This window comes from Pseudomonas sp. FP198 (assembly GCF_030687895.1).
GTDB lineage: Bacteria > Pseudomonadota > Gammaproteobacteria > Pseudomonadales > Pseudomonadaceae > Aquipseudomonas.
This window is the reverse complement of sequence record NZ_CP117452.1, coordinates 4,215,900-4,239,850: the sequence shown is the minus strand read 5'-3', so window position 1 is coordinate 4,239,850 and position 23,951 is coordinate 4,215,900. Positions and strand designations below refer to the sequence as shown.

Sequence of the window (23,951 nt, the reverse complement as noted above, 5' to 3'; positions counted from 1 at the left end):
CTAGTTGGTGCGCGCGCCCTGGGTGATCCAGGCGCCGATCAGATCACGTTCCTGCTGGGTCATCTGGGTGATGTTGCCCAAGGGCATGATCTGGGTGGTCACGGCCTGGGCCTGGATGCGTGCGGCCTGTTGCTGGATCTGCTGCGGCGTATCGAAGATCACCCCTCCCGGCGCGGCGCTGAACAGCGGACTGGTGGGCTTGGCCGAATGACAGACCGAGCAGCGCTCCTGGATCACGCTGTGGACCTTTTCAAATGACGGGCCCTGCGCACTGGACGCCTGGGCGGGCGCCGTTGCCGGAGCGGCTGGCGCCGTGGCCGGTTTGGCCCCGCCGCCCACCGCCGTTTCCGGCAGCGGTTGATACTCGATCACGCCGGGAGCCTTGGCGACTTCCGGTGCCGTTGGCATTGGCTTGGGCCCGGTGACGTAAGCCAGGCAGATCATCGCCAGGGCGCCGACCGGCAGCGTCCAGGCAAACCGGTTGCTGTCATGGCGGGTGTTGAAGTAGTGACGCACCAACACCGCCGCCACGGCGATTCCGGCCAGGATCAGCCAGTTGTATTGGCTGCCGTAGGTGCTCGGGAAGTGGTTGCTGATCATGATGAACAGCACCGGCAGGGTGAAGTAGTTGTTGTGACGCGAACGCAGCAGGCCCTTGGCCGGCAATGCCGGGTCAGGCGTGCGGTTCTCGGCGATGGCCGCCACCAGGGCGCGCTGGGCCGGCATGATGATGCGGAACACGTTGCCGACCATGATCGTACCGATGACGGCGCCGACATGCAGGTAGGCGCCGCGACCGCTGAACACCTTGCTGAAGCCGTAGGCCGCGGCGATCAACAGCACGAACAGAATCAGGCCGAGCAGGGCGGGGCGCTTGCCGAGTGCCGAGTCGCAGAGTGCCGAATAGACGAACCAGCCAACGAACAATGAACCGATGCCCAGGGCAACACCCTCGGCGCCGCTCAGGCTGCTGCCGGGAGCCAGCAGGTAGACGGTCGGGTTCCAATAGAACACCAGGCACAGCAGGGCGATGCCCGACATCCAGGTGAAATAGGCTTCCCATTTGAACCAGTGCAGGTTGTCCGGCATGGACGGCGGCGCGAGTTTGTATTTTTCCAGATGGTAGATGCCGCCACCGTGGATGGCCCATAAATCACCGGCCAGGCCGCTCCGGGGGTTGACGCGATTGAGGTTGTTTTCCAGCCAGACGAAGTAGAACGACGCGCCGATCCAGGCCACGCCAGTGATCATGTGAACCCAGCGCACGCTCAGGTTCAGCCATTCCAGCATATGTGCTTCCACAGTCTTTACCTCTCGCCCGTCACCCTTGTCTTTGGGTGATCGGACCTTCTCTTATTGGTGGGGGGCGAGGACCAACAGCTCATCCTCTTGGAAAAAATGCTCATCGCAGTTGTTGCCTGTGCCACTGCGATCAACCACCAGGAAGTCATCCCGCTTTTCGATCGTCAGCACCGGGTGGTGCCAGACGCCGCGATGGTAATTGATGCCCTGCCTGCCGTTGGTGACGAAGGCGCGGACCAAGCCTGATACCGGTGCATCGCCAAGTGGCGCGACCACGATCAGAAAGGGGTTGCCGAGCAGCGGAATGAAGGCCTGGCTGCCCAGCGGATGGCGCTCCAGCATGCGCACGGTCAATGGCATTTGCAGCGCGTCGGCGCGGAAGATGCTGATGATCGCCTGGTCGTCCGGCGTGGCGGTCTCGACCGTCGCCAGGCGATGGAAGCGCATGGTCGAACCGTTGTTGATCATGAAGTGATCGCTGCCGTCGGTTTCGATCACGTCACCGAACGGGGCGAAGGCTTCTTTGGTCAATGGCTCGATCTTGAGTGTGCGCATGCTGGTCTTTTAACCTTGAATTCTGTGTTGTTTGTTATGCCGCCATCGCGAGCAAGCTCGCTCCCACAGGGGAATGCGTTTCAAATGTGGGAGCGAGCTTGCTCGCGATTTGGTTCACCCTTGTTTCGACACCTTGCCCAATACCCGCAGGCGACTCACGCCACCGTCCGGGAACACGTTCAGGCGGATGTGGGTGATCGGCCCCAGCGCCTTGATCTGCTCGGCGAAGGTGTGTTCGGCGTGCATTTCCAGCTTCTGGCTCGGCAGCAGTTCGCGCCAGAACAGCGACTGGGTTTCGATCTGGCTGTCGGTGCCGCCTTTGACGAACGCGCCCTGGATCGAGCAGCTGTCCGGGTAGTTGCCCTTGAAGTGCAGGGTGTCGACGACGACTTTCTCAACAATGCCGGCATGGCCCAGGGCGACGATCACCCAGTCATTGCCGGGGGTGCGCCGACGGGCGGTTTCCCAGCCGTCGCCCATGTTCACGCCGCGACCCGGGTTGAGGATGTTGCTCATGCGGCCGAAGTGTTCGTCGGAGCAGGCCAAGGCACGGCCACCGTTGAGGGCGGCAGCCAGGTCGATCTGTTCGTTGTCGCCGACGGCGGACCAGTCGCGGTACGGAATGCCGTAGACCCGCAGGCGGGCCACGCCACCGTCCGGATAGATGTTGAAGCGCAGATGGCTGAACGCCTGGTCATTGCTGATTTCGTGGTAGTGGTGGCTGTCGCCCTTCAGCTCGACGGCCGACAGCACTTCGGTCCACTGGGTGTTTTCGTCCGGCTCGCCTTCAGCCAGGAAACAGGCTTCCAGGGAGGCCGACGGTGGGTAATTGCCGGTGAAGAATGAGGTATCGATATCCACGCCCTTGATCGAGCCCGGCACGCCGAGGCGGATCACCGCGCTGTCGTAGCCTTCGAAGCGCTTGCGGCGCGACTCCCAGCCGTCCATCCATTTGCCGTTATCGTCGAACACGCCCTCCTTCCATACAGCCGGGGTCGGCTGGAACAGGCGGTTGGCATCGGCGAACCAGTCATCGGTTACCGAAATGATCCTGGTGCCCAGGCGGGCGTCGGCCAGGTTGACGAATTTTTCGAACGGTACGGCGTAAGCTTTCATTCTTCTTGTCTGCCTTTGATAAGTTGGCTGGGGATGCTTGCAGGACCCGGTCTTGAGGTGCTGCTCGCTAAAGGGTCAGTAATCGGAACAACGCGATCTTGTTGATCTCTGCCAATGCGCATTTGAATTCGGCATCCGCCGAGTGGTGAATGCGCGTTTCGAACGCGGCAAGGATCTGGTGCCGGTTGCTGCCTTTTACCGCCATGATGAAGGGAAACTTGAACTTGGCCTTGTAGGCCTCGTTCAGCTCGGTGAAGCGCTGGAACTCTTCGTCCGTGCATTGGTGAATACCGGCGCCAGCCTGTTCGTGGGTGCTGGCTTCGGTCAGTTGGCCCTGGACGGCGGCTTTGCCGGCCAGGTCCGGGTGAGCGTTGATCAGCGCCAGCTGGCTGGCGTGGTCGGCACTCAACAGGATGTCGCTCATGCGCTGGTGCAGGGTTTCGATCTGGTCGATCGACGGATCCTGGCCCAGGTCGAAGGCCTTTTCGGCAACCCAGGGCGAATGTTCGTAGATGTCGGCGAAGGCTTTGACGAACGCTTCGCGGCTCAGGCTGGAGGGCTTGAGGGTCTGGAAGGCAGTCATTTCGAAGCTCCCGGATACGGGTGGGTCTGTTGCCAGTGGCGCGCAATGTCGACGCGGCGGCTGAACCACACCTGTTCGTGGCCCTTGACGTATTCCAGGAAACGCTTGAGGGAGGCGAGGCGGGCAGGGCGGCCGATCAGGCGGCAATGCAGGCCGATGGACAACATCTTCGGTGCTTCGGCGCCTTCGGCATACAGCACGTCAAAGGCGTCCTTGAGGTACTGGAAGAAGTCGTCGCCCTTGTTGAAACCCTGCACCTGGGTGAAGCGCATGTCATTGGTATCGAGGGTGTAAGGGATTACCAGGTGCGGCTTGCCGGTGGGGTTGTTCGGCTCCCAATACGGCAGGTCGTCGTCATAGGTGTCGCTGTCATAAAGAAAGCCGCCTTCTTCCATCACCAATCGCCGGGTATTGGGGCCGGTGCGGCCGGTGTACCAGCCCAACGGCCGCTCGCCGGTGATTTCGGTGAGGATGCGGATCGCTTCGAGCATGTGCTCGCGTTCCTGCGCTTCATCCATGTACTGGTAGTCGATCCAGCGATAGCCGTGGCTGCAGATTTCGTGACCTGCGGCGACCATGGCGCGGATCACGTCCGGATGGCGCTGGGCGGCCATGGCCACGGCGAAGATGGTCAGCGGGATATCGAATTGCTTGAACAGCTTGAGGATCCGCCAGACGCCGGCACGGCTGCCATACTCGTACAGCGACTCCATGCTCATGTTGCGCTCGCCCAGCAGCGGTTGCGCCGAAACCATTTCCGAGAGGAACGCTTCGGACTCACGATCGCCGTGCAGGATGTTGCGCTCGCCGCCTTCCTCATAGTTGAGCACGAAAGACAGGGCGATGCGGGCATTGCCCGGCCATTGCGGGTGGGGAGGGTTACTGCCGTAACCGATCAGGTCGCGTGGGTAGTCAGCGCTCACTGCAGTCTTCCTTCTTCTTCGAACCAGGTAGGTGGCGCCTTGGGGGTGAATCACAGGCTGGCGTCACGACGATGGGATGATTGTATACAACTTTATATTCGACTTGTAAGCCTGTTTTTTGCATTTTTCACCGCGACCGTCGGTTTGGCTACACTGCAAGAAATCTGCCCACTTGGTCAATTTACCCTTCACAAGCCTTTGTCGCAGCAGGGGCGGATCGGGAGTCGGGCGGAACCATCGTCAGTCGGCGTGCACGAGAAAAATTCATTTTTTATTGTGTACAATTCACACTTAAAGTGTCTTAATTCGCGAACTGCCGCAGCGTTCACGCTTCAAAATGGTGCGGCCTGTCTTTCAACTGACTCAGGAGGCGCCGTGCCTGGTCGCCTTGCGGCAAGGCACGCACAATCAATGGGACGTCTGACTACACACGTTTTGGATGCTGCACACGGTTGTCCGGGCAGCTCGATCAGGATCGAGCTGTACCGCGTCGAAGGTTCGCAATTGCAGCTGGTCGCCAGTGCATTGACCAACAGCGATGGCCGTTGCGACGCACCGCTTCTGCAAGGGGATGACTACCGCAGCGGGGTCTACCAGATTCAATTCCACGCCGGCGACTACTACCGCGCCCGTGGCGTGCAACTGGCCGAGCCGGCGTTTCTCGATGTGGTGGTGCTGCGCTTCGGTATTGCGCAGGAGCAGGAGCATTACCATGTACCCCTGCTGATTTCGCCTTACGCCTATTCAACCTATCGAGGCAGTTGAGCCCCCAAGCAGCTGCCTTGCCCTGGAAGCGACTGCGCATAGAGCTTCTTTGGTTTTTAGCCCGCTCACACTGCGGGCTTTTTTTGGCCTTGAAAAAGAGGTTGTCTTCGAGGCTGCCTTCGCGAGCAGGCTCGCTCCCACAAAGTTTCGTGAACACCAGTAATCCAGTGTGGGAGCGAGCCTGCTCGCGAAGCTTTTGCTTTTCAGCGGCTCAACAAAGAAGCCGCCCCCGCCCCACTGAACAACCCCGCACTGACCCGGTTGAACCAGCTCTGACCCTTGCCGGTACGCAGATACCGGGCAGCGCCGTGGGCACCCAGGCCATAGGCCAGCTTGCACAGCAGGTCGAGCACGGTCCAGGTGGCGATCATGATCAGCAGTTGCGGCAGGAATGGCTGTTCGGCGCTCAGGAATTGCGGCAGGAATGCCGCGAAGAAGAGGATGTCTTTCGGGTTGCTCGCGCCCAGCACGAATGCCCGGCCGAACAGGGCGCGAAACCTTGGAGTGGCGGTAGCCTGGGGTACTTCGGCGCCCTGGGACGGCTGGCGCGATTGCTGCCAGCTCTGCCAGGCGAGGTAGAACAGGTACAGCGCACCGACGATTTTCAGGGCGCTGAACAATTGTTCCGAAGCCAGCAACAGCGCCCCGAGCCCCAGCGCTGAGGCGCTCAACAGGCAGATCGAGGCCATTACTCCACCGAGGAACGCCGGATAAGAACGACGCAGACCGTAGTTGAGGCTGTTGCTGATCATCAGCAGCGACAGCGGGCCGGGGATGAGGATCACCACCAACGCGGCGCCACTGAACAACAACCAGGTTTCCAGATTCATTGCTTTGCTCCTGATGCACAAAAGCCTCACCCGACGGGGTGAGGCGGATACAGACGGGCCCGCTTACAAGAAGATGAACTTGGCGATAAAGATCGCGCAGAGCACCCACAGGCTGACGGATATTTCCTTGTGTTTACCGGTGCCGGCCTTGAGTACCACGTAGGTGATGAAACCCAGCGCGATGCCATCGGCGACCGAGAAGGTCAGCGGCATCATGATGGCGGTAACGATGGCCGGGATGCTGTCGGTCGCTTCGTCCCACTCGATGTGGGCCATGCCGCCCATCATCAGCATGGCCACATAAATCAAGGCGCCGGCCGTGGCGTAGGCAGGAATCATCCCGGCCAGCGGGGCAAAGAACATGGCGGCAATAAATAGCACACCGACCGTCACCGCCGTAAGCCCCGTGCGGCCGCCGGCGGCGACGCCGGCTGCGCTTTCCACGTAGCTGGTCACCGGCGGAACACCGACCATCGCGCCGAATACGCTGGAGGCGCTGTCGGCCTTGAGGGCCTTGGAGAGGTTTTCGATCTTGCCGTCGGGCTTTACCAGGCCGGCGCGCTGGGCGACGCCCATCAAGGTGCCGGCGGTGTCGAACATATGCACGAACAGGAAGGCCAGCACCACACTGATCATGCTGACGTTGAACACGCCGGCGACGTCCATCGCCATCCAGGTCGGAGCCAGGCTCGGCGGCGTCGACATCACGCCGTTGTATTGCACCAGTCCGAGGCCCCAACCGGCCAGGGTCACGGCAATGATGCTGATCAGGATCGCGCCGAACACACGGTGGTAGCTCAGCACAGCGATCATCAGGAAACACACGGCGGCCAGCAGCGGTCCTGGCTCATGCAAGGAACCCAGCTTGATCAGCGTCGCCGGGCTGTCGACGATGATACCGGCGGTCTTCAGGCCGATCAGCCCGAGGAACAATCCGACCCCCGCGCCCATGGCGTAGCGCAGGCTCACCGGAATGCTGTTGAGCAACCACTCACGCACCCGCGACAGGGTCAGGAACATGAACAACACCCCGGAAACGAACACCGCGCCCAGCGCGGTTTCCCAGTTGTAGCCCATGGTCCCGACGACCGTGTAGGTAAAAAAAGCGTTCAGGCCCATGCCCGGCGCCAGGCCTACCGGCCAATTGGCATACAGGCCCATCAACAGGCAACCCAGGGCGGCGGCAATGCATGTGGCGACGAACGCGGCGCCGTGATCAATGCCCGCGTCGGCCATGATGTTGGGGTTGACGAAGATGATGTAGGCCATGGTGATGAAGGTCGTCAGGCCGGCGATCAGCTCGGTCTTCACCGTGGTGCCATGCAAGCTGAGTTTGAAGATTCGCTCCAGCCAGCCACTGCGTAGTGGCGGCGAAAGGTCCAGGGTCTGGGCTTCGGGTTTGCGGCTTTCCACAGCGAGTACTCCTCAAGAGTCTTATTGTTATTTCAGCACCGCGTGCTCCCTGAGGAGGGCTGCGAGGCATTGAGGCGGTAAGGCTGGCGAAGTAGTTGACCTTTTGGTCAGGAACTCGCACGAAGCGAATTATGCTTTTGTATACAAATAAAGCAAATAATGTTTTCTGTTTTGTTGACGAAAATTATGACGGTCGGGCTATATCGGTCTTTAGGACGCTATCGCGAGCAAGCTCGCTCCCACAATGGTGCAGTGGTGAATGAAAGATTGTGTTCACCGATGAACCCTGTGGGAGCGAGCTTGCTCGCGATAGCGGCGGAGCAGACGCTTTCATTCGCTGGATTTCCCCAACCCCAGATTCACCGCCAGCCACCCATCCACCGCCGCTTCACCCGCCTCGGCAAACACCCGTTCAAGCAATTTCACCTGCTCGCGCCGTAACGCCTGTTCAAAGCGCGCGCCCTCGGCGGTCAGTTCCAGCAGCCGCTTGCGCTTGTCTGCCTCGGAGGCAACGCTGTTCACCAAATGCATTTCCATCAATTGCCGCAGCGGCATGTTCAATGCCTGTTTGCTCACGCCAAGCAGCGCCAGCAGCTCCTTCACACTCAATGATGGATAACGGGCGATGAAAAAAACGATGCGCTGATGCACGCGGCTCAAGCCCCGGCGCTCAAGCATTTCATCGGCTTTGGCGGTGAACGCCTGGTAACCGAAGAAGAACGCTTCCATGGCCATTTGTTGGGAGGTCGGATTTTTAAGGTCAAGCATATTGACGTTTCCAGAGGCGGCGCGGTAATTTCGGTCAAACAGTTTGACTCATTTTTCCAAGGCCTCGCTACAGGTGACCCCATGGCTTTTTCCGAACGTGTTTCGCGCCTCAAAAGTTCTTTGATCCGGGAAATCCTTGCCGCGGCGCAGCGCCCGGAAGTGATGTCGTTTGCCGGCGGCCTGCCGGCCGAAGCCATGCTGCCGAAGGTGCAGTGGGAGCAGATGCCGCTGTCCATGGGCCAATACGGCATGAGCGAGGGCGAGCCGGCCTTGCGTGAAGCGCTGGCAGCGCAGGCGCGATCGTTGGGCCTGGCTTGTGAGGCCGGTCAGGTATTGGTCGTGAGCGGTTCCCAGCAAACCCTCGATCTGGCGGCAAAGCTGCACATTGACGTCGGCACCGAGATCCTGCTCGAAGCGCCGACTTACCTTGCGGCTTTGCAGATTTTCCAATTGTTCGGCGCCAATTGCATCACCGTGCCCCTTGAAGCGGATGGCCCTGACCTTGAGCAATTGCGGGCCCGGCTGCAGCAGCATCGACCGGCGTTCATCTACCTGATCCCAACGTTCCAGAACCCTTCGGCGGTACGCTACAGCGAGGCCAAGCGCGATGCGGTCGCGGCACTGCTGGACGAGTTCGGCGTGACGCTGGTGGAAGACGAGCCCTATCGCGAACTGACCTTCGATGGCGGCAGCGCCACGCCGATTGCCAGCCGTTTGAAAAAGGCCAGCTGGATCTACACCGGCACGGTGTCGAAGACTCTGCTGCCTGGGCTGCGGGTGGGCTACCTGATTGCCAGTCCGGACCTGTTCCCGCACTTGCTACGGCTCAAGCAGTCAGCGGACCTGCACACCAATCGCATCGGCCAGTGGCAGGCGTTGCAATGGATCGGCACCGAGCAGTACCGCAGCCATCTGAGCGAGTTGAGAGATTTCTACCGGGATCGCCGCGACAGGTTCCAGGCCGCGTTGCAAAAGCATTTCGCCGACATTGCCGACTGGAACGTGCCCCAGGGCGGGCTGTTTTTCTGGCTGACCCTCAAGCAACCGCTGGATACCCGGACCTTGCTTGCCGCAGCCCTGGCGGAGGATGTGGCGTTCATGCCGGGAGAGCCGTTTTTTCCCGAGCCGGACAATCATCCCGGGCACTTGCGGTTGAATTTCAGCCACATCGATCCGGCGCGGCTGGATGAAGGGCTCAGGCGACTGGCGGGTGTGGTGCGGGGAGCTTTGGCTGCCGAGGCGGCTTGAGGCTTGGGTTGGATCGACCGGCCTCTTCGCGAGCAGGCTCGCTCCCACATGGATCTCTGGGTGATTGCAAACTTGTAATCAACACCGGCCTCCTGTGGGAGCGAGCCTGCTCGCGAAGGGGAGTTCAACCCCGGCACAAATCCTCAGACCGCCGAAAACCGCTTGTCCAGATAATCGATGATTGCCTTGGACTCATACATCCAGGTGGTCTCGCCGTTCTCTTCGATGCGCAGGCAAGGCACCTTGATCCGGCCGCCCTGTTCCAGCAGCGTCTGGCGATCCTGCTCGTTGTTTTTCGCATCGCGCAGCGCCACGGGCACGTTGAGGCGGTGCAGGGCGCGGCGGGTCTTCACGCAGAACGGGCAGGCATGGAATTGATAAAGCGTCAGGCTGCGGGCCGCCTGGTCGACTTGCGCCTGGGCCTCGACCGAGCGCTTTTTCTTGCCGGGGCGAGTGATGAAATCGATGAAGATGATGAGCTGGCCCAGACCAACTCGAAGCGCTTTGACGATCACGGTGCAAGCCTCGAAGCAGGGAAGAAGAGGGCGCGCAGCTTACCTGATTTTTGCCAGGCGAAAAAAAACCGGCGATCAATACCGGTTTTCTTGATGCGTCGCTTTACTTGATCAGGCTGAGGAATTCCATGCGGGTCGCCGCGTTTTCACGGAATTCACCGAGCATCACCGACGTGATCATCGAAGAATTCTGTTTTTCCACACCACGCATCATCATGCACATGTGCTTGGCCTCGATCACCACTGCCACGCCCATGGCACCCGTCACCTGCTGGACCGCATCGGCGATCTGGCGGCTGAGGTTTTCCTGGATCTGCAGGCGACGCGCATACATGTCGACGATACGCGCGACTTTCGACAGGCCCAGCACCTTGCCACTCGGGATGTAGGCTACATGGGCCTTGCCGATGAAAGGCAGCAAGTGGTGCTCGCACAGCGAGTACAACTCGATGTCCTTGACCAGCACCATTTCGCTGTTGTCGGAGCTGAACAAGGCACCGTTGGTGACTTCTTCCAGGGTCTGTTCATAACCGCGGCAAAGGTACTGCATGGCCTTGGCAGCGCGCTTGGGCGTGTCGAGCAGGCCCTCGCGGGAAACGTCCTCGCCGAGTTGGCCGAGAATCGCGGTGTAATTCTGTTCCAGAGACATGAAACTACCTGTGGGATTTTACGCAAAGGGCAAGGGTACGGTGGCGGACACGGCGCTGCAAGCTCGGCAATCGAGGGTTACTCGTCGCGACCTTCCATCATGGTGCGCTTGAGCATCACGTAGACCGCCCCGGCGCCGCCGTGTTTTGCCTGGCAGGAGGTGAAGCCGAGCACTTGCGGGTGCTGGCGCAGCCAGGTGTTGACGTGGCTCTTGATCATCGGTCGCTTGCCGTCCAGCCGCACCGCCTTGCCGTGGGTGACGCGCACGCAGCGGATTTCGAATCGGGTGGCTTCGGCCAGGAACGCCCAGAGGGTTTCCCGGGCTTTTTCGACGGTCATGCCGTGCAGGTCGAGGCTGCCTTCGAAGGGGATCTGACCGACCTTCAGCTTGCGCATCTGGCTTTCCTGGACCCCGTCGCGCGCCCACATCAACTCGTCTTCAGGGCCGACGTCGATGACGAACTGATCGGACAGGCCGTCCACGGTCGTTGCATCGGTGCGCACGGTAGCGGCCTGGCGCAACTTGGCGATCTGCGCGCGATCGGCCTTCGGCTTGCCGGTTTCGGCGCGATCGTGTTTGAGTGGTTTTACGCCCTGGATCGCACTTTTGAACAGGGAAAAGTCGTCGTCTTGCATGTCAGCCTCCGCGAAGGCCGGCCAGTTTACCCAACTCCGCTGGGATAGGGCGCGACAAAACGTCGGATGGCGGATCAGTCGTGTTTTTTCATCAGATGGGGAGCCATGGCCAGCTCCAGGGATTGACGGGCGCGACGGCGGCAACGGCGCCAGAGCCAGATGCCCAACAGCAGGACCAACAGACCGATTGCCAGGATGATCGCCGAGCCGAGCGGGGTGGCGTTCAACTCGCCCAACGCGGGCGGGCGGCCGAGCAGGCTGGCGGCGCCGGCCATCGCCAGCAGCACACCGAGCGTTGCCAGCAGCGCCGCGATCCCCGCGCCGATACGAAATCGCCAGTTGCTCGGGCCCTTGGGCCGCAAGCGACGTGCGTCAAAACCATCGGATAACTTCATTCCGACCTTCCTCAATGGGTATCGGCCCTTCGACCGGAAGATGTTCGGGTTGTTCCTGAAGCCTGGACAATTGCAGCAAATGAGACGTTTTTGCGGATGAGCGGCGCAACCAGCCGCTCATCAGGGGTGTCAGGTGAAGTCGCGGGTCATGGCCAGGGTGGCGAAGTTGTCCGCCATGATCGCCATTTCAGTCTGGTGGACGTGTTCGGCGCTCAGCACGCCGCCTTTGTGCGGCAGATCACGAGTGGCGCAGGCGTCTTCGACCAGGGTGCAGCGAAAGCCCAGGTTCTTGGCGGCGCGCACGGTGGTGCTGACGCTGGAATGGCTCATGAAACCGCAGACGATCAGGTCCAGTGGGCCGAAATCTTCCAGGCGCTTCTTCAGTTCGGTGCCGTGGAAAGCGCTCGGCAAGAGCTTTTCGATGATGGTTTCGTCGTCCCGTGGCTCAAGGCCCGGAATGAATTCGCCCCGTTCGCCCTGTGGATCGAACAGCCCGCCGTGGGTGCCGAGGTGGCGCACATGCACGATCGGCCGGCCGGCGGTGCGGGCCGCGCCGAGCAGTTGCTTGATGTTCGCGACCGCCGCGTCCATGCCGCTGAGGGCCAGGGGGCCGGCGAGATATTCTTTCTGGGCATCAATGATGATCAGCGTCGCTTGACTCAGGTTGGCCGCTGCATAACCGCGGCCGCTGAGTTGAAACATCGTTTTTGGAACGGACATTCTGGGGCTCCTTCGAGTGGGGCTTTTGCGACATTCTCCTCCGGCTGAGCGGTTCTGTGAATCGCTTCCATCGCAAGGGCCGCCGTTGCTGGCCTACAGCCTTGTCAAGTTGGCAATCTTATTCAATGGGCGGCGGAAAAAATGGAAAGATCCTACGGCTGGATCGGAGTTTTTCGTTTCTCGCGGGGGGTGTTTGGGAGAGTGCGGGTTTGGCTGGTAGACTCGCCCGTCGATTTCTCTGGAGTTTGCCGCTGTGATCACTTCCCGCCTTCGTACCCTGCGCGACCATATTCGTTGGGCCGTCAGCCGTTTCCATGGCGAGGATCTGTTCTTTGGCCATGGCACCGACAATGCCTGGGATGAGGCTCGCCAACTGGTGTTGGGCGCGCTGCATTTGCCTTGGGAAATTGCCGACAGCTATCTGGATTGCCGTCTCGAAGACGAAGAGCTGGTGCATGTGCAGCGCCTGCTGCGCCGACGGATTGCCGAGCGCATTCCAACTGCCTACCTGCTCGGTGAAGCGTGGTTCTGCGGAATGTCTTTCATCGTCGACGAACGCGTGCTCATCCCGCGTTCGCCCATCGGCGAGCTGATTGAAAAACGCTTCGAGCCCTGGCTGGGCCAGGAGCCTGCGCGGATCCTCGACCTGTGCACCGGTTCCGGCTGCATCGGGATCGCCTGTGCCTATGAATTCCCGGACGCCGAAGTGGTGCTGGCCGACCTGTCGTTCGAAGCGCTGGAGGTGGCCAATCAGAATATCGAGCGCCATGGCGTCGATGAGCGGGTGTTCACTGTCCAGGGCGATGGTTTCGATGGCTTGCCGGGGCAACGTTTCGACCTGATCGTGTCGAACCCGCCTTACGTCGACGCGGAGGATTTCGCCGACATGCCCCAGGAATACCAGCACGAACCTGAGTTGGGCCTGGCCTGTGGCGATGACGGCTTGAACCTGGTTCGCCGGATGCTGGCCGAGGCGGCCGACCATCTGACCGAGAAGGGCCTGTTGATTGTCGAGGTGGGCAACAGCCAGGTACATGTCGAGGCACTGTACCCGGAGGTCGACTTCGCCTGGCTGGACTTCGAACGCGGCGGGCACGGCGTGTTCATGCTCAGCGCCGAACAGTGCCGCCAGCATCAGGCGTTGTTTGCTTCGCGGGTGTGATCTGACAGAACTGTCCTTGTGGTGAGGGGATTTATCCCCGCTGGGCTGCGCAGCAGCCCCCCTGCAATTTTCCTGATCCGCCGCGTGAGCAGGTTTAGGGGGCGCTTCGCACCCCAGCGGGGATAAATCCCCTCGCCACAGCGTCGTGGAGCCAAGTACGCAGCTGGGCAATCAATGCCGCGTTGCAATCCAGATCAGCAATCCCGCCTGGAACATCGCAAACGCCACCAGGCACGTGATGGTAAAGCGCAAGCCGGTGTCTTCGCGCTTGAACTTGTTGACCTTCTCTTCCTGCTTCTTGAGTTTGACTTCCTGCTCCGCCAGGTTCTGCTCGGCTTGTTGCAGCATCTGCGCGGCTTCGAGAATCTCGACGAACTGCAGTTTCTCGGTGTTCCAGTCGCCCACCAGGTCGCCAACCTGGGCAGGCTTGACGCTGCCCTTGAGATGCTGGGCGTCGGCGTAGACCACCTCGAAGCCGTGGGCCTTGAGGAAGTGATCGCGGCGCAGGCGCGTGTCTTCGTTCAACGCGTCCTTGTTGTTCAGGTCGCTGCCGTCCACCCGATAGCTCGACCAGCGCTTCTTCGCCCAGGTGATGCCTTGAGCGGCGAGGAAGCGTCCGAGCCCACGATTCAAAGGCTCGACTTGCAAGTTGTCAGGGGAGAAAGACAGACGTTTTTCGACGTGGTCGGCCCAGACGTCCAGATGGTTCTGTTCCTTGCGTACCCGTTGGCCCGGCAACTTGATGCTCATGCGCAGCAAACTGCGCTCCTTGCTGTGACGCTCGGCGTAGCTGAACTCGACAAAGCGCAAGGGCCGCACACCGGTGGCGCGATCGGTCTTGAGCGGGGCCAGCCGGAGCATTTTATGCTGCTCGGCCTGCACATCCGCCCAAGGCTGCTCCGCCGCAGGCGCGGCGGCCGGTTCGGCGACGGTGTCGGGAGAAGTTTGAGTCTCAGTCATAACGGCAAAGTCCTGTCCAGGCCGGCTTGTCGACAGCCATTGCGCTGTCCGACATCGGCTTATCGGCCGTTTTCGCCAGGACTGGAGGGCAATTGGCCGGTATGGCGATCAAGTCCGCTCAACGGGAACCGATCGAGCCGATAAAGCGCAGGATCTGCACACCCAGTTCAGCCGCCAGGGGCAGGTTGGGGTCCTTATAGGACGCCAGTTGCCGCTTCACGTCGTTGGGCACAATGCGCATCACATGGTTCATGCCCTCGATCAGGACCAGTTGTGCGTCAGGCTTGGCGGCTTTCAGTTGCCTGGCGTCCTCGACGCTGACCTGGATGTCATGGCTGCCCTGGATGATCAGCGCCGGCATCTTCAATGCCGCGAAGGCTTGGCCCGGGTCCTGGCGGAACAACGAGATCAGGTAAGGCTGCACACTGGGACGGAAAATCACCTGCAACTGCGGCGGAACGTTCGCGTCGGGGCGCCCGGCCTTGAGGCTGTCGAGTAACTCGTTGCTGCGCAACATCAGCGCCGGTGGCAAGCGGCTGCTCAGTTGTTGCCGTAGCACCTGGTCGATCGGCCGCGCGCTGCCGGCCACCGAAATCACTGCCGCAGCGTTGGCCTGGGGCGCGGCGAGGCTGGCGATCAGCGCGCCTTCGCTGTGACCCAGCAGGATCAGCGGGCCGAGTCGCGGATCGGCGGCGAGCTTGTGGCTCCAGGCCACGACATCGGCGACGTAGGCCTCGACGCTGAGGTTGCGCTCGTCCGGCGTGGCGGCGAGGCTGGCGGCCACGCCGCGCTTGTCGTAGCGCACGCTGGCGATGTTGTGCCTGGCCAGCACCCAGGCCAGGCGCTTGAGGCTGTCGTTGCGCCCGCCCTCGGGGTTGTTTCCGTCACGATCCGTAGGACCTGACCCGGAAATGATCAGGACAACGGGCACCGGTGTGTCGGACTTGGGCAGCAGTAGCGAGCCGAAAAGTTCACCGTTGCCCGTGTCGAGGCTGATGGGGCGTTGCAGGACGGTGGCCTGGGCCAGGCCGCTAACCAGGCCAGTCAAGAGGGCAAGACTCAAGGCAAACAGTTTTAACATCATGACGCCATTAGTTGCGAAGGTGCCGGTTGGACTGGCGCGCACCGATAAGGTTCGAGGATGAACTACTCGGGGAGCCTGCGTATACTGGCGCCCATCTCGATTTTTCAGCGATTCCACGGAGCACCCTGCATGTCCGGCAATACCTACGGCAAGCTGTTCACCGTCACCACCGCGGGCGAAAGCCATGGCCCGGCGTTGGTCGCCATTGTCGACGGCTGCCCGCCGGGCCTGGAGATTTCCCTGGAGGACCTGCAGCGTGACCTTGATCGCCGCAAGCCCGGCACCAGCCGCCACACCACCCAGCGCCAGGAAGCCGATGAAGTCGAAATCCTCTCCGGTGTGTTCGAAGGACGCACCACCGGTTGCGCCATCGGCCTGCTGATCCGCAACACCGACCAGAAATCCAAGGACTACTCGGCCATCAAGGACCTGTTCCGCCCGGCCCACGCCGACTACACCTACCATCACAAATACGGCGAGCGCGACTACCGCGGCGGCGGTCGCAGTTCGGCCCGGGAAACCGCCATGCGCGTGGCGGCCGGGGCAATCGCCAAGAAGTACCTGGCCAGCCAGGGCATCGTCATCCGTGGCTACATGAGCCAGCTGGGCCCGATCGAGATCCCGTTCAAGACCTGGGATTCGGTGGAGCAGAATGCCTTTTTCAGCCCCGACCCGGACAAGGTTCCCGAGCTTGAAGCCTACATGGACCAGTTGCGCCGGGACCAGGATTCGGTCGGCGCGAAAATCACCGTGGTCGCCGAAGGCGTGATGCCTGGCCTGGGCGAGCCGATCTTCGATCGTCTCGACGCCGAGCTGGCCCACGCGCTGATGAGCATCAACGCAGTCAAGGGCGTGGAGATCGGCGCCGGTTTCGCCTGTGTCGCCCAGCGTGGCACCGAACACCGTGACGAACTGACGCCCCAGGGTTTCCTCAGCAACAACGCCGGCGGCATCCTTGGCGGCATCTCTTCGGGCCAGCCGATTGTCGCTCACCTGGCGTTGAAGCCGACGTCCAGCATCACCACGCCGGGACGCTCGATCGACATCCACGGCGACCCGGTGGACGTCATCACCAAGGGCCGCCACGACCCTTGCGTGGGCATTCGCGCAACGCCGATCGCCGAGGCGATGATGGCGATCGTGCTGATGGACCACCTGTTGCGTCACCGCGGACAGAACGCCGACGTTCGGGTCGGCACGCCGGTGTTGGGTCAGCTTTGATGGCTGGCCTGCCGACCGCCGTGGCCTGACGACCATGGCGGCAGTGCCGTACTGGCGGCTTTCCAGCTTTTATCTGTTTTACTTTGCGCTGCTCGGTTCGACCGCGCCGTTCCTGGCGCTGTATTTCGATCACCTCGGGTTCAACGCCGCGCGCATCGGCGAGCTGGTGGCGATTCCCATGCTGATGCGCTGTGTCGCGCCGAACCTCTGGGGCTGGCTGGGTGACTACACCGGTCGGCGCCTGGCAATCGTGCGGTTTGGCGCGATCTGTACGTTGCTCAGTTTCTCGCTGATCTTCATCGACAAAAGCTACGCCTGGCTGGCGATGGTCATGGCGCTGCATGCGTTCTTCTGGCACGCGGTGCTGCCACAATTCGAAGTCATCACCCTGGCCCACTTGAGCGGGCAGGCGGCGCGCTACAGCCAGGTTCGCCTGTGGGGCTCGATCGGTTTCATCATCACCGTGGTCGCGCTCGGACGCTTGTTCGAATGGTTGAGCCTGGACATCTATCCCGTGGCGCTGGCGTTGATCATGGGGGGCATCGTGCTCAGCAGTTTCTGGGTGCCCAACGCCCAGCCCGTTCAGGGGCCGCGGGTGGCCGGGGACGGTTTCCTGCGGCAGTTGCGCAATCCGGGCGTGCTGGCGTTTTATGCCTGCGTCGGCCTGATGCAACTGAGCCATGGGCCGTATTACACCTTCCTGACATTGCACTTGGAACGCCTGGGCTACAGCCGCGGATTGATCGGCATGCTCTGGGCCGTCGGTGTGGTTGCGGAAGTGCTGGTTTTCCTGCTGATGAGCCGGATCCTGGCACGGTTTTCCGTGCGCCGGGTGTTGATGGCCAGCTTCCTGCTGGCGGCGCTGCGCTGGCTGCTACTGGGGTCGTTGGCGGAGTTTCTCTGGGTGTTGCTGCTTGCCCAGGTCCTGCACGCAGCGACCTTTGGCAGCTTTCACGCCGCTGCCATCCATTTCGTGCAACGTAGCTTCGGTTCACGCCAGCAAGGTCAGGGGCAGGCGCTGTACGCCGCGCTGGCCGGCACCGGCGGTGCGCTGGGCGCGCTGTATTCCGGCTACAGCTGGAATGCCCTGGGCGCCGGTTGGACTTTCAACATCGCCAGTCTCGCAGCCTTCGCTGCAGCCGTTATCATTGCTACACGCATGCAAGAGGACAGGCCATGAGCCTTACCCGTGAACAGCTCACCCGGGAAATCATCGACGCCGGGCGTTTTCTGTATGGTCGCGGCTGGTCCCCGGCCACCAGCAGCAATTATTCGACCCGGTTGTCGTCCGACCAGGCCCTGCTTACCGTTTCCGGCAAACACAAAGGGCAACTGGGCGTCGACGATGTGCTCGCCACCGACCTGGACGGCAACAGCCTGGAGCCGGGCAAGAAACCGTCCGCCGAAACCCTCCTGCACACCCAGCTGTATCGCTGGCGCCCGCAGATCGGCGCGGTGCTGCACACCCATTCGGTGAATGCCACGGTGCTCTCGCGCCTGACCAGCGCAGCCTTCATCGACTTCGAGGACTACGAGCTGCAAAAGGCCTTCAGCGGAGTCACGACCCATGAGTCCCAGGTTCGCGTGCCGATTTTCGACAACGACCAGGACATCGCGCGCCTCGCCGCCAAGGTTCAGCCCTGGCTCGACACGCACCCCGATTGCGTCGGTTATCTGATCCGTGGGCACGGCCTGTACACCTGGGGACCGGGCATGAACGATGCGCTGCGGCAAATCGAGGCGTTCGAGTTCCTGTTCGAATGCGAGCTCAAGACTCGCACACTCCTGAACCGTTAAATTGCTGGAGCCAAGACCATGAGCAGCCTGTCCGTCTATCACGTTTCAAGTCCCGAGATTCCGAACAAGGTCCTGACCCATTTCGAAGACATCGCCGCGACCCTCGCCGAAAAAGGCGTGCGCTTCGATCGTTGGGAAGCCGCGACGAAGATCCAGCCCGGCGCCAGCCAGGAGGAAGTGATTGGCGCCTACCGGACCCAGATCGACAAGCTCATGACCGAGCGCGGCTATGTCACGGTGGATGTCATCAGCCTCAACAGCGACCACCCGCAAAAAGCCGAACTGCGCGCCAAGTTTCTTGATGAGCACCGTCACGGCGAGGACGAAGTACGCTTTTTCGTCGCCGGTCGTGGCCTGTTTACCTTGCACATCGACGACTACGTCTACGCGGTACTGTGCGAAAAGAACGACCTGATCTCGGTGCCCGCCGGTACGCCGCATTGGTTCGACATGGGCGAACACCCACATTTTGTCGCCATTCGGCTGTTCAATAACCCGGAAGGCTGGGTCGCCAAGTTCACCGGTGATGAAATCGCCAGCCGTTTCCCGCGCCTGGAGGATTGAGCCCGTGACGATCAAGGCCATCCTCACCGACATCGAAGGCACCACCAGCGCGGTCAGTTTTGTATTCGACGTGCTGTTCCCCTATGCGGCCCGACACCTGCCGGATTTTGTCCGGCACAACGCCGGGCGCGCCGACGTCTCCGAGCAACTGGACGCCGTGCGCCGCGACAGTGCCGAGCCGGACGCGGACGTCGAACGGGTCATCGCGATCCTGCTGGGCTGGATTGCCGAAGACCGCAAGGCCACGCCGCTCAAGGCCTTGCAGGGTATGGTCTGGGAGCAGGGATACACGGCTGGCCAGTTGAAGGGGCATGTCTATCCGGACGCGGCACAGGCGCTCGAAGCCTGGCATCAGCAAGGTTACCGGCTGTTTGTCTATTCCTCCGGATCGATCCAGGCACAGAAGCTGATTTTCGGCTGTTCCGAGGCTGGCGACCTGTCGCCGTTGTTCAGCGGTTATTTCGACACCACGTCGGGAGCCAAGCGGGACGCGCAGTCGTATCGGCGAATCAGCGAGGCGATGGGGATTGCGCCGCAGGAAATCCTGTTTCTGTCGGATATCGTCGAGGAACTGGACGCGGCCAAGGATGCCGGAATGGCAACCTGTGGACTGGCCCGCGAGGGCGGCGATCTGGCCGGCCACACGACCGTTGAGAGCTTCGCGCTGATCGAACCTTCGCGCTTCTGAGCGAATTCTCGCCGCTGAAAAAAATCAGGCCATGGAACCGCTGGGTTCCATGGCCTGTCTTTGTTCAGGGCTTGAAGCTGTTGGCTGTCAGGCGCTGTGATAGGTCGGCAGCGCGAAACGGTGCTGGCTCTGCAGCATCGCGACCGGCGGCAGTTCGCTGGCCTGTTCAGCCAGGTCGCGGCGAATGGCACTGATCGCCCAGGAAAGTTGATCCCCGGCATGCAACTGAGCGTAGGAAATCGTACGCTTGAACAGCTTGCCATCGCTATTACGCAAGGTCAGCAGAATGCCGCCGTCCGGGCGAGGCTGCGTGGTGACTTCGTAGTTGGAAAACAGCGATGCAAACTTCTCTTGAATCATGTTCATAGTTGACTGCTCCATGGTATGGCAAACCGTGGAGGGGTAGTTGCAGTGTCTATGCCAGCATTGGAATAGTAAAAAATTCCTTTAAAAACAATACGTTAATCTTTTCAGGTTTTTTTGCATTCGTGCATCTTGCATGAACGGCCATCGTGCATCCTGCATTTTGCGGGGGAGCCCGATTATTTTTGGAACCAAACCGCATCCTGGCGCTCCCGCTTCGCTTGTTCCCCGCAGCGGATACAAAACATTGCAAAAACCGCATGTACAGCACCGGAATCGCTGGCGTAATTTCCCTCCCGATTCGCCCAACCCATAACAAGAACCGCGGCCCACAAGGTCGAACGGGGAAGGATCGTCCATGAGTCGTACACCCAGCGACGCTATTACCTGGGGCATGATGCTGCGCAAGCTGCCCGTCATCGCCAGAGTTGTTCCCCGAATCATCAAGGGCCTGAAACTCGCCAACGTCCAGGACCCCACCCAGCCTTGCGGCCTTGGCTGGTGTTTCGAACAGGCCACGCAACGCAATCCCCACGGCCCGGCGCTGCTCTGCGGCGACACGGTGCTGTCTTATGCACAGGTCAACGAACAGGCCAATCGCATCGCCCATTACTTGCTGGCGCAAGGTCTTGGCAAGGGCGACTGCGTGGCGATTGTTCTGGAAAACCGCCCGCAGCTGCTGATTACGGTGTTGGCGGTGGCGAAGGTCGGGGCGGTGAGCGCGATGATCAACACATCGCAAACCGGAGACGCCCTGGTGCACAGCCTGGCGCTGGTCGCGCCGGTGGCGGTGGTGGTCGGGGATGAACGGGTCGCTGTCTTCAACGACGTGCGCGGCCGGACGGCGCTGGCGGATGCGCGGACCTGGTGGGTGGCGGACCAGGACAGTGGCGCGGTTCCGTGCGGATTCGTCGACCTGATGGTCAGCAGCAAGGATTACCCAGGCGATAATCCGCTTGGCAGACAGATGTTTTTCAACGACCCCTGTTTTTATCTCTATACCTCGGGCACCACCGGGTTACCCAAGGCCGGCGTATTCCGCCATGGACGCTGGATGCGCACCTCCACCAGTTTTGGCCTGATCGCCCTGGACATGCAGCCCGATGACGTCGTTTATTGCACGCTGCCGCTGTATCACGCCACCGGCCTGTGCGTGTGCTGGGGCGCGGCGGTTTGCGGTGCCTCGGGGTTCGCCATCCGCCGCAAGTTCAGCGCCAGCCAGTTCTGGAGCGACGTGCGTCGCTACCGGGCGACCACGTTGGGTTATGTCGGCGAACTGTGTCGCTACCTGATCGAGCAGCCCGCCAGCGCCGACGACCGGCGGCATGAGGTCCGGAAGATGATCGGCAACGGCTTGCGCCCGGGCGCCTGGCTGGCCTTCAAGACCCGCTTCGGGATTGGCCATATCTGCGAACTGTATGCGGCCAGCGACGGCAATATCGGCTTCACCAACATCCTCAACTTCGATAACACGGTCGGGTTTTCCCTGATGGGCTGGGAACTGGTGCAGTACGACCACGACAGCGGTGCGCCCTTGCGCAACCTGCAAGGGCGCATGCAGAAGGTCCCAAAGGGCGAGCCGGGCCTGCTGCTGGCGCGCATCGACGACAAGGCGCCGCTGGATGGCTACACCGATCCGGCCAAGACCGAAAAAACTGTCTGCCGGGACGTCTTCGTCCCAGGCGATCGTTATTTCAACACCGGCGACCTCCTGCGCAATATTGGCTTCGGCCACGGGCAGTTCGTTGATCGCCTCGGCGACACCTATCGCTGGAAAGGCGAAAACGTCTCCACCACCGAGGTCGAAAACGTGCTCCTGCAACATCCACAGATCGCCGAGGCGGTGGCCTACGGCGTGGAGATCAGCGGCACCAACGGCCGCGCCGGGATGGCCGCGATCACCCCGGCCGAGTCCCTGGCGACCCTGGATTTCAACGAGCTGCTGCAATTTCTGCAAGGCAAGCTGCCGGCCTACGCGGTGCCGCTGTTCCTGCGGATCAAGGTGAAGATGGAAACGACCGGCACGTTCAAGTACCAGAAAACCCGCCTCAAGGCCGAAGCCTTTGACCCCTGCCTCACGGGCGAGGAACCGATCTACGCCTGGCTCCCCGACACCTCGACCTACGTGCGGGTGGACCGGCAACTGGCGACGCAGATCCGGGGTGGGCAGTACCGCTATTGATTGTGGCTATGGCCCTTGCAGAGAAAAAAGGGATGACAGGCTTTGAGTCCCTCGGGAAACTAGCGGCTTTGCGAAAGCCAGAGGAAGTTGCCCATGTCCGATACAAGCCGCCAGATGACCCCGGAAGAGGCTGCGGAGTTTGCCGAGCAGGTGTTCAACGTCGCACGTCAGGGCGATGCCGCGATGATGGCCGCGCTGCTGAGCAAGGGCCTGCCGCCGAACCTGCGCAATCACAAGGGCGACACCTTGCTGATGCTGGCCGCGTACCACGGGCACGTGGAGACGGTAAAAGTCCTGCTGGAGAATAAGGCCGATCCGGAAATCCGCAACGACAACGGCCAGAGCCCGATTGCCGGTGCGGCGTTCAAGGGCGATCTTGCGGTGGTTTCGGCCCTCGTCGATGGCGGCGCGCAAGTCGAAGGCTCCTCGTTCGATGGCCGTACGGCGCTGATGATGGCGGCGATGTTCAACCGGGTGGAAATAGTCGATTACCTGATCAGCAAAGGCGCCGACCCGAAGGCCAAGGATGCCAACGGCGTCTCGGCGCTGGACGCGGCCAGGACCATGGGCGCGGTGGACACCACGGCGCAGTTGGAAAAGTTGTTGGGCTGAAGCCTGGCTCTCCAGCCACAGGGTTCCTGACTTGACCTGGGGTGATGCGCTATCCTGCGCGCCTGAAAAATTCAGCCACAGGATCCGCCCCATGAAAGCCGCACTCGTCGAACTCATCAGCAAAATCAGCTCTGGCTGCCTGGGCGAGGCGGACATCGAGAAAATCGCCGACGAAGCCGCCCAGGCCTACGCCGACCCGGTGGCATTTCTGGCGGCGAACCCGGACATCAACTATGACGACACCTTCCCGATCCCGCTGGGAGAGTGGGTGGTGGTGGGCAGCCTGCCGGACACAGTGCTGTTCCTGGCCGACTCGTACGTCGACCTGTTCGAGCAGATCGTTGCCTCGTTCGGCCCTGGCGTCGCCTTCAACCTCAAGCCCAAGCAACTGGCGAAGACCGAGGCGTTGACCGCGCTCAATCGTATCCAGATCCAGATGAGCAGCCTGAACAAGGAGAACGGCGGCTACGTGCTGATGAACTTCAGCCAGTTGCTCGACGATGAATTGCAGATGGTGCTGGTGTACGGCAACGACGTGCCGCGTGTGCTGGAGTTGTGTGGCGAAGTCGGCATCGCCGCGGCCCCCGCCCTGGAAGCGCTCAAGATCGCGGTTCACGTCTGAAACAATAAACGGAACCCTTGCCCGGACCCCGCTATCCTAAGTGTGCATACCACCATTCGGGAGCGACACCATGGGTTCCACTTTCAACGGCCTGATTGGCCTGATCATCCTGGCGCTCGATATCTGGGCGATCATCAATGTGCTCAAGAGTGGCGCGGGCACCGGGGCGAAAGTCCTGTGGGTGCTGCTGATTCTCCTGCTGCCGGTGTTGGGCCTGATCATCTGGGCGATTGCCGGGCCGCGGGGCAACGTGCGGGTCTGACCGCTCCATGAAAAAAG

28 protein-coding genes are annotated in these 23,951 nt (G+C 61.4%); 12 read left to right on the top strand and 16 right to left on the bottom strand.

Going from position 1 to position 23,951, the window contains the following annotated elements; translation table 11 throughout:
- From PSH78_RS19270 to puuE, 5 genes are all read right to left on the bottom strand, one after another.
- Positions 1 to 1,302 carry a urate hydroxylase PuuD gene (locus PSH78_RS19270; RefSeq protein WP_305496153.1) on the bottom strand — a complete coding sequence of 434 codons (1,302 nt, stop codon included), beginning with the start codon at positions 1,300 to 1,302 and terminating at the stop codon, positions 1 to 3.
- A 51-nt stretch (positions 1,303 to 1,353) separates the two neighbouring features.
- Positions 1,354 to 1,857, bottom strand: coding sequence for an ureidoglycolate lyase (locus tag PSH78_RS19265; RefSeq protein WP_305496152.1), 504 nt, complete (start codon positions 1,855 to 1,857; stop codon positions 1,354 to 1,356).
- Positions 1,858 to 1,971: 114 nt separating this feature from the next.
- Positions 1,972 to 2,973: an allantoicase gene (gene alc / locus PSH78_RS19260; protein ID WP_305496151.1), complete on the bottom strand. Its 1,002-nt coding sequence runs from the start codon at positions 2,971 to 2,973 to the stop codon at positions 1,972 to 1,974.
- Positions 2,974 to 3,040: 67 nt separating this feature from the next.
- Positions 3,041 to 3,556 (bottom strand): 2-oxo-4-hydroxy-4-carboxy-5-ureidoimidazoline decarboxylase, encoded by a 516-nt coding sequence (gene uraD, locus PSH78_RS19255; RefSeq protein WP_305496150.1) that lies wholly within the window; start codon positions 3,554 to 3,556, stop codon positions 3,041 to 3,043.
- Positions 3,553 to 4,479, bottom strand: coding sequence for an allantoinase PuuE (puuE, locus tag PSH78_RS19250; protein WP_305496149.1), 927 nt, complete (start codon positions 4,477 to 4,479; stop codon positions 3,553 to 3,555). Before puuE ends, uraD begins: the two co-directional genes overlap by 4 nt.
- Before the next feature lie 411 nt (positions 4,480 to 4,890).
- Here puuE and uraH point away from each other — a divergent pair, with 411 nt between their 5' ends.
- Positions 4,891 to 5,244 carry a hydroxyisourate hydrolase gene (gene uraH, locus PSH78_RS19245; protein ID WP_305496148.1) on the top strand — a complete coding sequence of 118 codons (354 nt, stop codon included), beginning with the start codon at positions 4,891 to 4,893 and terminating at the stop codon, positions 5,242 to 5,244.
- Between the two features lie 203 nt (positions 5,245 to 5,447).
- On the opposite strand, the gene PSH78_RS19240 is transcribed toward uraH, so the two are convergent.
- The 3 genes from PSH78_RS19240 to PSH78_RS19230 form a co-directional block, all read right to left on the bottom strand.
- Positions 5,448 to 6,074: a LysE family translocator gene (locus PSH78_RS19240; protein WP_305496147.1), complete on the bottom strand. Its 627-nt coding sequence runs from the start codon at positions 6,072 to 6,074 to the stop codon at positions 5,448 to 5,450.
- A gap of 63 nt (positions 6,075 to 6,137) precedes the next feature.
- Entirely contained in the window at positions 6,138 to 7,487 is a 1,350-nt protein-coding gene (locus PSH78_RS19235; protein WP_305496146.1) for an NCS2 family permease, read from the bottom strand.
- A 330-nt stretch (positions 7,488 to 7,817) separates the two neighbouring features.
- Positions 7,818 to 8,255, bottom strand: coding sequence for a MarR family winged helix-turn-helix transcriptional regulator (locus PSH78_RS19230; protein WP_305496145.1), 438 nt, complete (start codon positions 8,253 to 8,255; stop codon positions 7,818 to 7,820).
- Positions 8,256 to 8,336: 81 nt separating this feature from the next.
- Here PSH78_RS19230 and PSH78_RS19225 point away from each other — a divergent pair, with 81 nt between their 5' ends.
- The gene (locus PSH78_RS19225) at positions 8,337 to 9,503 is read left to right on the top strand and encodes a PLP-dependent aminotransferase family protein (RefSeq protein ID WP_305496144.1); all 1,167 of its coding nucleotides are present in this window, start codon (positions 8,337 to 8,339) and stop codon (positions 9,501 to 9,503) included.
- A 143-nt stretch (positions 9,504 to 9,646) separates the two neighbouring features.
- Here the strand turns inward: PSH78_RS19225 and PSH78_RS19220 are convergent, their stop codons facing one another.
- From PSH78_RS19220 to PSH78_RS19200, 5 genes are all read right to left on the bottom strand, one after another.
- Complete coding sequence (locus PSH78_RS19220; RefSeq protein ID WP_305496143.1) at positions 9,647 to 10,018, bottom strand: glutathione S-transferase N-terminal domain-containing protein; 372 nt, start codon at positions 10,016 to 10,018, stop codon at positions 9,647 to 9,649.
- 103 nt (positions 10,019 to 10,121) lie between these two features.
- Entirely contained in the window at positions 10,122 to 10,667 is a 546-nt protein-coding gene (gene folE / locus PSH78_RS19215; protein ID WP_305496142.1) for a GTP cyclohydrolase I FolE, read from the bottom strand.
- Between the two features lie 77 nt (positions 10,668 to 10,744).
- Entirely contained in the window at positions 10,745 to 11,302 is a 558-nt protein-coding gene (locus tag PSH78_RS19210; protein WP_305496141.1) for a Smr/MutS family protein, read from the bottom strand.
- A gap of 74 nt (positions 11,303 to 11,376) precedes the next feature.
- The gene (locus PSH78_RS19205) at positions 11,377 to 11,697 is read right to left on the bottom strand and encodes a hypothetical protein (RefSeq protein WP_305496140.1); all 321 of its coding nucleotides are present in this window, start codon (positions 11,695 to 11,697) and stop codon (positions 11,377 to 11,379) included.
- Positions 11,698 to 11,826: 129 nt separating this feature from the next.
- Positions 11,827 to 12,417 (bottom strand): cysteine hydrolase family protein, encoded by a 591-nt coding sequence (locus PSH78_RS19200; protein WP_305496139.1) that lies wholly within the window; start codon positions 12,415 to 12,417, stop codon positions 11,827 to 11,829.
- A 253-nt stretch (positions 12,418 to 12,670) separates the two neighbouring features.
- Here PSH78_RS19200 and prmB point away from each other — a divergent pair, with 253 nt between their 5' ends.
- Positions 12,671 to 13,579 carry a 50S ribosomal protein L3 N(5)-glutamine methyltransferase gene (gene prmB, locus PSH78_RS19195; protein WP_305496138.1) on the top strand — a complete coding sequence of 303 codons (909 nt, stop codon included), beginning with the start codon at positions 12,671 to 12,673 and terminating at the stop codon, positions 13,577 to 13,579.
- A gap of 171 nt (positions 13,580 to 13,750) precedes the next feature.
- On the opposite strand, the gene PSH78_RS19190 is transcribed toward prmB, so the two are convergent.
- Both PSH78_RS19190 and PSH78_RS19185 read right to left on the bottom strand, forming a co-directional pair.
- Positions 13,751 to 14,539 carry a hypothetical protein gene (locus PSH78_RS19190; RefSeq protein WP_305496137.1) on the bottom strand — a complete coding sequence of 263 codons (789 nt, stop codon included), beginning with the start codon at positions 14,537 to 14,539 and terminating at the stop codon, positions 13,751 to 13,753.
- A 118-nt stretch (positions 14,540 to 14,657) separates the two neighbouring features.
- Positions 14,658 to 15,623: an alpha/beta hydrolase gene (locus PSH78_RS19185; RefSeq protein WP_305496136.1), complete on the bottom strand. Its 966-nt coding sequence runs from the start codon at positions 15,621 to 15,623 to the stop codon at positions 14,658 to 14,660.
- 129 nt (positions 15,624 to 15,752) lie between these two features.
- Between PSH78_RS19185 and aroC the strand changes: the two genes are divergently transcribed.
- From aroC to mtnC, 5 genes are read left to right on the top strand one after another with little or no spacing between them, the layout of a single operon-like run.
- Complete coding sequence (aroC, locus tag PSH78_RS19180) at positions 15,753 to 16,844, top strand: chorismate synthase (RefSeq protein ID WP_305496135.1); 1,092 nt, start codon at positions 15,753 to 15,755, stop codon at positions 16,842 to 16,844.
- 34 nt (positions 16,845 to 16,878) lie between these two features.
- Positions 16,879 to 18,024: an MFS transporter gene (locus tag PSH78_RS19175; protein WP_305496134.1), complete on the top strand. Its 1,146-nt coding sequence runs from the start codon at positions 16,879 to 16,881 to the stop codon at positions 18,022 to 18,024.
- Positions 18,021 to 18,641, top strand: a complete 621-nt coding sequence (locus PSH78_RS19170) for a methylthioribulose 1-phosphate dehydratase (protein WP_305496133.1) — start codon at positions 18,021 to 18,023, stop codon at positions 18,639 to 18,641. Before PSH78_RS19175 ends, PSH78_RS19170 begins: the two co-directional genes overlap by 4 nt.
- Positions 18,642 to 18,659: 18 nt before the next feature.
- Positions 18,660 to 19,205: an acireductone dioxygenase gene (locus PSH78_RS19165; RefSeq protein WP_305496132.1), complete on the top strand. Its 546-nt coding sequence runs from the start codon at positions 18,660 to 18,662 to the stop codon at positions 19,203 to 19,205.
- Positions 19,206 to 19,209: 4 nt separating this feature from the next.
- Positions 19,210 to 19,893 carry an acireductone synthase gene (gene mtnC / locus PSH78_RS19160; protein WP_305496131.1) on the top strand — a complete coding sequence of 228 codons (684 nt, stop codon included), beginning with the start codon at positions 19,210 to 19,212 and terminating at the stop codon, positions 19,891 to 19,893.
- 87 nt (positions 19,894 to 19,980) lie between these two features.
- On the opposite strand, the gene PSH78_RS19155 is transcribed toward mtnC, so the two are convergent.
- The gene (locus tag PSH78_RS19155; RefSeq protein ID WP_186637286.1) at positions 19,981 to 20,259 is read right to left on the bottom strand and encodes a DUF3509 domain-containing protein; all 279 of its coding nucleotides are present in this window, start codon (positions 20,257 to 20,259) and stop codon (positions 19,981 to 19,983) included.
- 355 nt (positions 20,260 to 20,614) lie between these two features.
- On the opposite strand from PSH78_RS19155, the gene PSH78_RS19150 reads away from it, so the two are divergent.
- The 4 genes from PSH78_RS19150 to PSH78_RS19135 all read left to right on the top strand — a co-directional run bounded on the left by PSH78_RS19150 (position 20,615) and on the right by PSH78_RS19135 (position 23,934).
- Entirely contained in the window at positions 20,615 to 22,438 is a 1,824-nt protein-coding gene (locus PSH78_RS19150; RefSeq protein ID WP_305496130.1) for a long-chain-acyl-CoA synthetase, read from the top strand.
- 93 nt (positions 22,439 to 22,531) lie between these two features.
- Positions 22,532 to 23,050 carry an ankyrin repeat domain-containing protein gene (locus PSH78_RS19145; protein ID WP_305496129.1) on the top strand — a complete coding sequence of 173 codons (519 nt, stop codon included), beginning with the start codon at positions 22,532 to 22,534 and terminating at the stop codon, positions 23,048 to 23,050.
- Positions 23,051 to 23,141: 91 nt separating this feature from the next.
- Positions 23,142 to 23,672 (top strand): hypothetical protein, encoded by a 531-nt coding sequence (locus PSH78_RS19140; RefSeq protein WP_305496128.1) that lies wholly within the window; start codon positions 23,142 to 23,144, stop codon positions 23,670 to 23,672.
- A 70-nt stretch (positions 23,673 to 23,742) separates the two neighbouring features.
- The gene (locus PSH78_RS19135) at positions 23,743 to 23,934 is read left to right on the top strand and encodes a PLDc N-terminal domain-containing protein (RefSeq protein WP_053149901.1); all 192 of its coding nucleotides are present in this window, start codon (positions 23,743 to 23,745) and stop codon (positions 23,932 to 23,934) included.
- Positions 23,935 to 23,951 lie beyond the last annotated feature (17 nt).

What these genes read in the sequence shown, in the direction of transcription:
- PSH78_RS19265 (WP_305496152.1), bottom strand. Translation starts at nt 1,857, where the DNA reads ATGCGCACACTCAAGATCGAGCCATTGACCAAAGAAGCCTTCGCCCCG.
- alc (WP_305496151.1), bottom strand. Translation starts at nt 2,973, where the DNA reads ATGAAAGCTTACGCCGTACCGTTCGAAAAATTCGTCAACCTGGCCGAC.
- uraD (WP_305496150.1), bottom strand. Translation starts at nt 3,556, where the DNA reads ATGACTGCCTTCCAGACCCTCAAGCCCTCCAGCCTGAGCCGCGAAGCG.
- uraH (WP_305496148.1), top strand. Translation starts at nt 4,891, where the DNA reads ATGGGACGTCTGACTACACACGTTTTGGATGCTGCACACGGTTGTCCG.
- PSH78_RS19240 (WP_305496147.1), bottom strand. Translation starts at nt 6,074, where the DNA reads ATGAATCTGGAAACCTGGTTGTTGTTCAGTGGCGCCGCGTTGGTGGTG.
- PSH78_RS19230 (WP_305496145.1), bottom strand. Translation starts at nt 8,255, where the DNA reads ATGCTTGACCTTAAAAATCCGACCTCCCAACAAATGGCCATGGAAGCG.
- PSH78_RS19225 (WP_305496144.1), top strand. Translation starts at nt 8,337, where the DNA reads ATGGCTTTTTCCGAACGTGTTTCGCGCCTCAAAAGTTCTTTGATCCGG.
- folE (WP_305496142.1), bottom strand. Translation starts at nt 10,667, where the DNA reads ATGTCTCTGGAACAGAATTACACCGCGATTCTCGGCCAACTCGGCGAG.
- PSH78_RS19210 (WP_305496141.1), bottom strand. Translation starts at nt 11,302, where the DNA reads ATGCAAGACGACGACTTTTCCCTGTTCAAAAGTGCGATCCAGGGCGTA.
- PSH78_RS19205 (WP_305496140.1), bottom strand. Translation starts at nt 11,697, where the DNA reads ATGAAGTTATCCGATGGTTTTGACGCACGTCGCTTGCGGCCCAAGGGC.
- PSH78_RS19200 (WP_305496139.1), bottom strand. Translation starts at nt 12,417, where the DNA reads ATGTCCGTTCCAAAAACGATGTTTCAACTCAGCGGCCGCGGTTATGCA.
- PSH78_RS19190 (WP_305496137.1), bottom strand. Translation starts at nt 14,539, where the DNA reads ATGACTGAGACTCAAACTTCTCCCGACACCGTCGCCGAACCGGCCGCC.
- PSH78_RS19185 (WP_305496136.1), bottom strand. Translation starts at nt 15,623, where the DNA reads ATGATGTTAAAACTGTTTGCCTTGAGTCTTGCCCTCTTGACTGGCCTG.
- aroC (WP_305496135.1), top strand. Translation starts at nt 15,753, where the DNA reads ATGTCCGGCAATACCTACGGCAAGCTGTTCACCGTCACCACCGCGGGC.
- PSH78_RS19175 (WP_305496134.1), top strand. Translation starts at nt 16,879, where the DNA reads ATGGCGGCAGTGCCGTACTGGCGGCTTTCCAGCTTTTATCTGTTTTAC.
- PSH78_RS19170 (WP_305496133.1), top strand. Translation starts at nt 18,021, where the DNA reads ATGAGCCTTACCCGTGAACAGCTCACCCGGGAAATCATCGACGCCGGG.
- PSH78_RS19165 (WP_305496132.1), top strand. Translation starts at nt 18,660, where the DNA reads ATGAGCAGCCTGTCCGTCTATCACGTTTCAAGTCCCGAGATTCCGAAC.
- PSH78_RS19155 (WP_186637286.1), bottom strand. Translation starts at nt 20,259, where the DNA reads ATGAACATGATTCAAGAGAAGTTTGCATCGCTGTTTTCCAACTACGAA.
- PSH78_RS19150 (WP_305496130.1), top strand. Translation starts at nt 20,615, where the DNA reads ATGAGTCGTACACCCAGCGACGCTATTACCTGGGGCATGATGCTGCGC.
- PSH78_RS19145 (WP_305496129.1), top strand. Translation starts at nt 22,532, where the DNA reads ATGTCCGATACAAGCCGCCAGATGACCCCGGAAGAGGCTGCGGAGTTT.
- PSH78_RS19140 (WP_305496128.1), top strand. Translation starts at nt 23,142, where the DNA reads ATGAAAGCCGCACTCGTCGAACTCATCAGCAAAATCAGCTCTGGCTGC.
- PSH78_RS19135 (WP_053149901.1), top strand. Translation starts at nt 23,743, where the DNA reads ATGGGTTCCACTTTCAACGGCCTGATTGGCCTGATCATCCTGGCGCTC.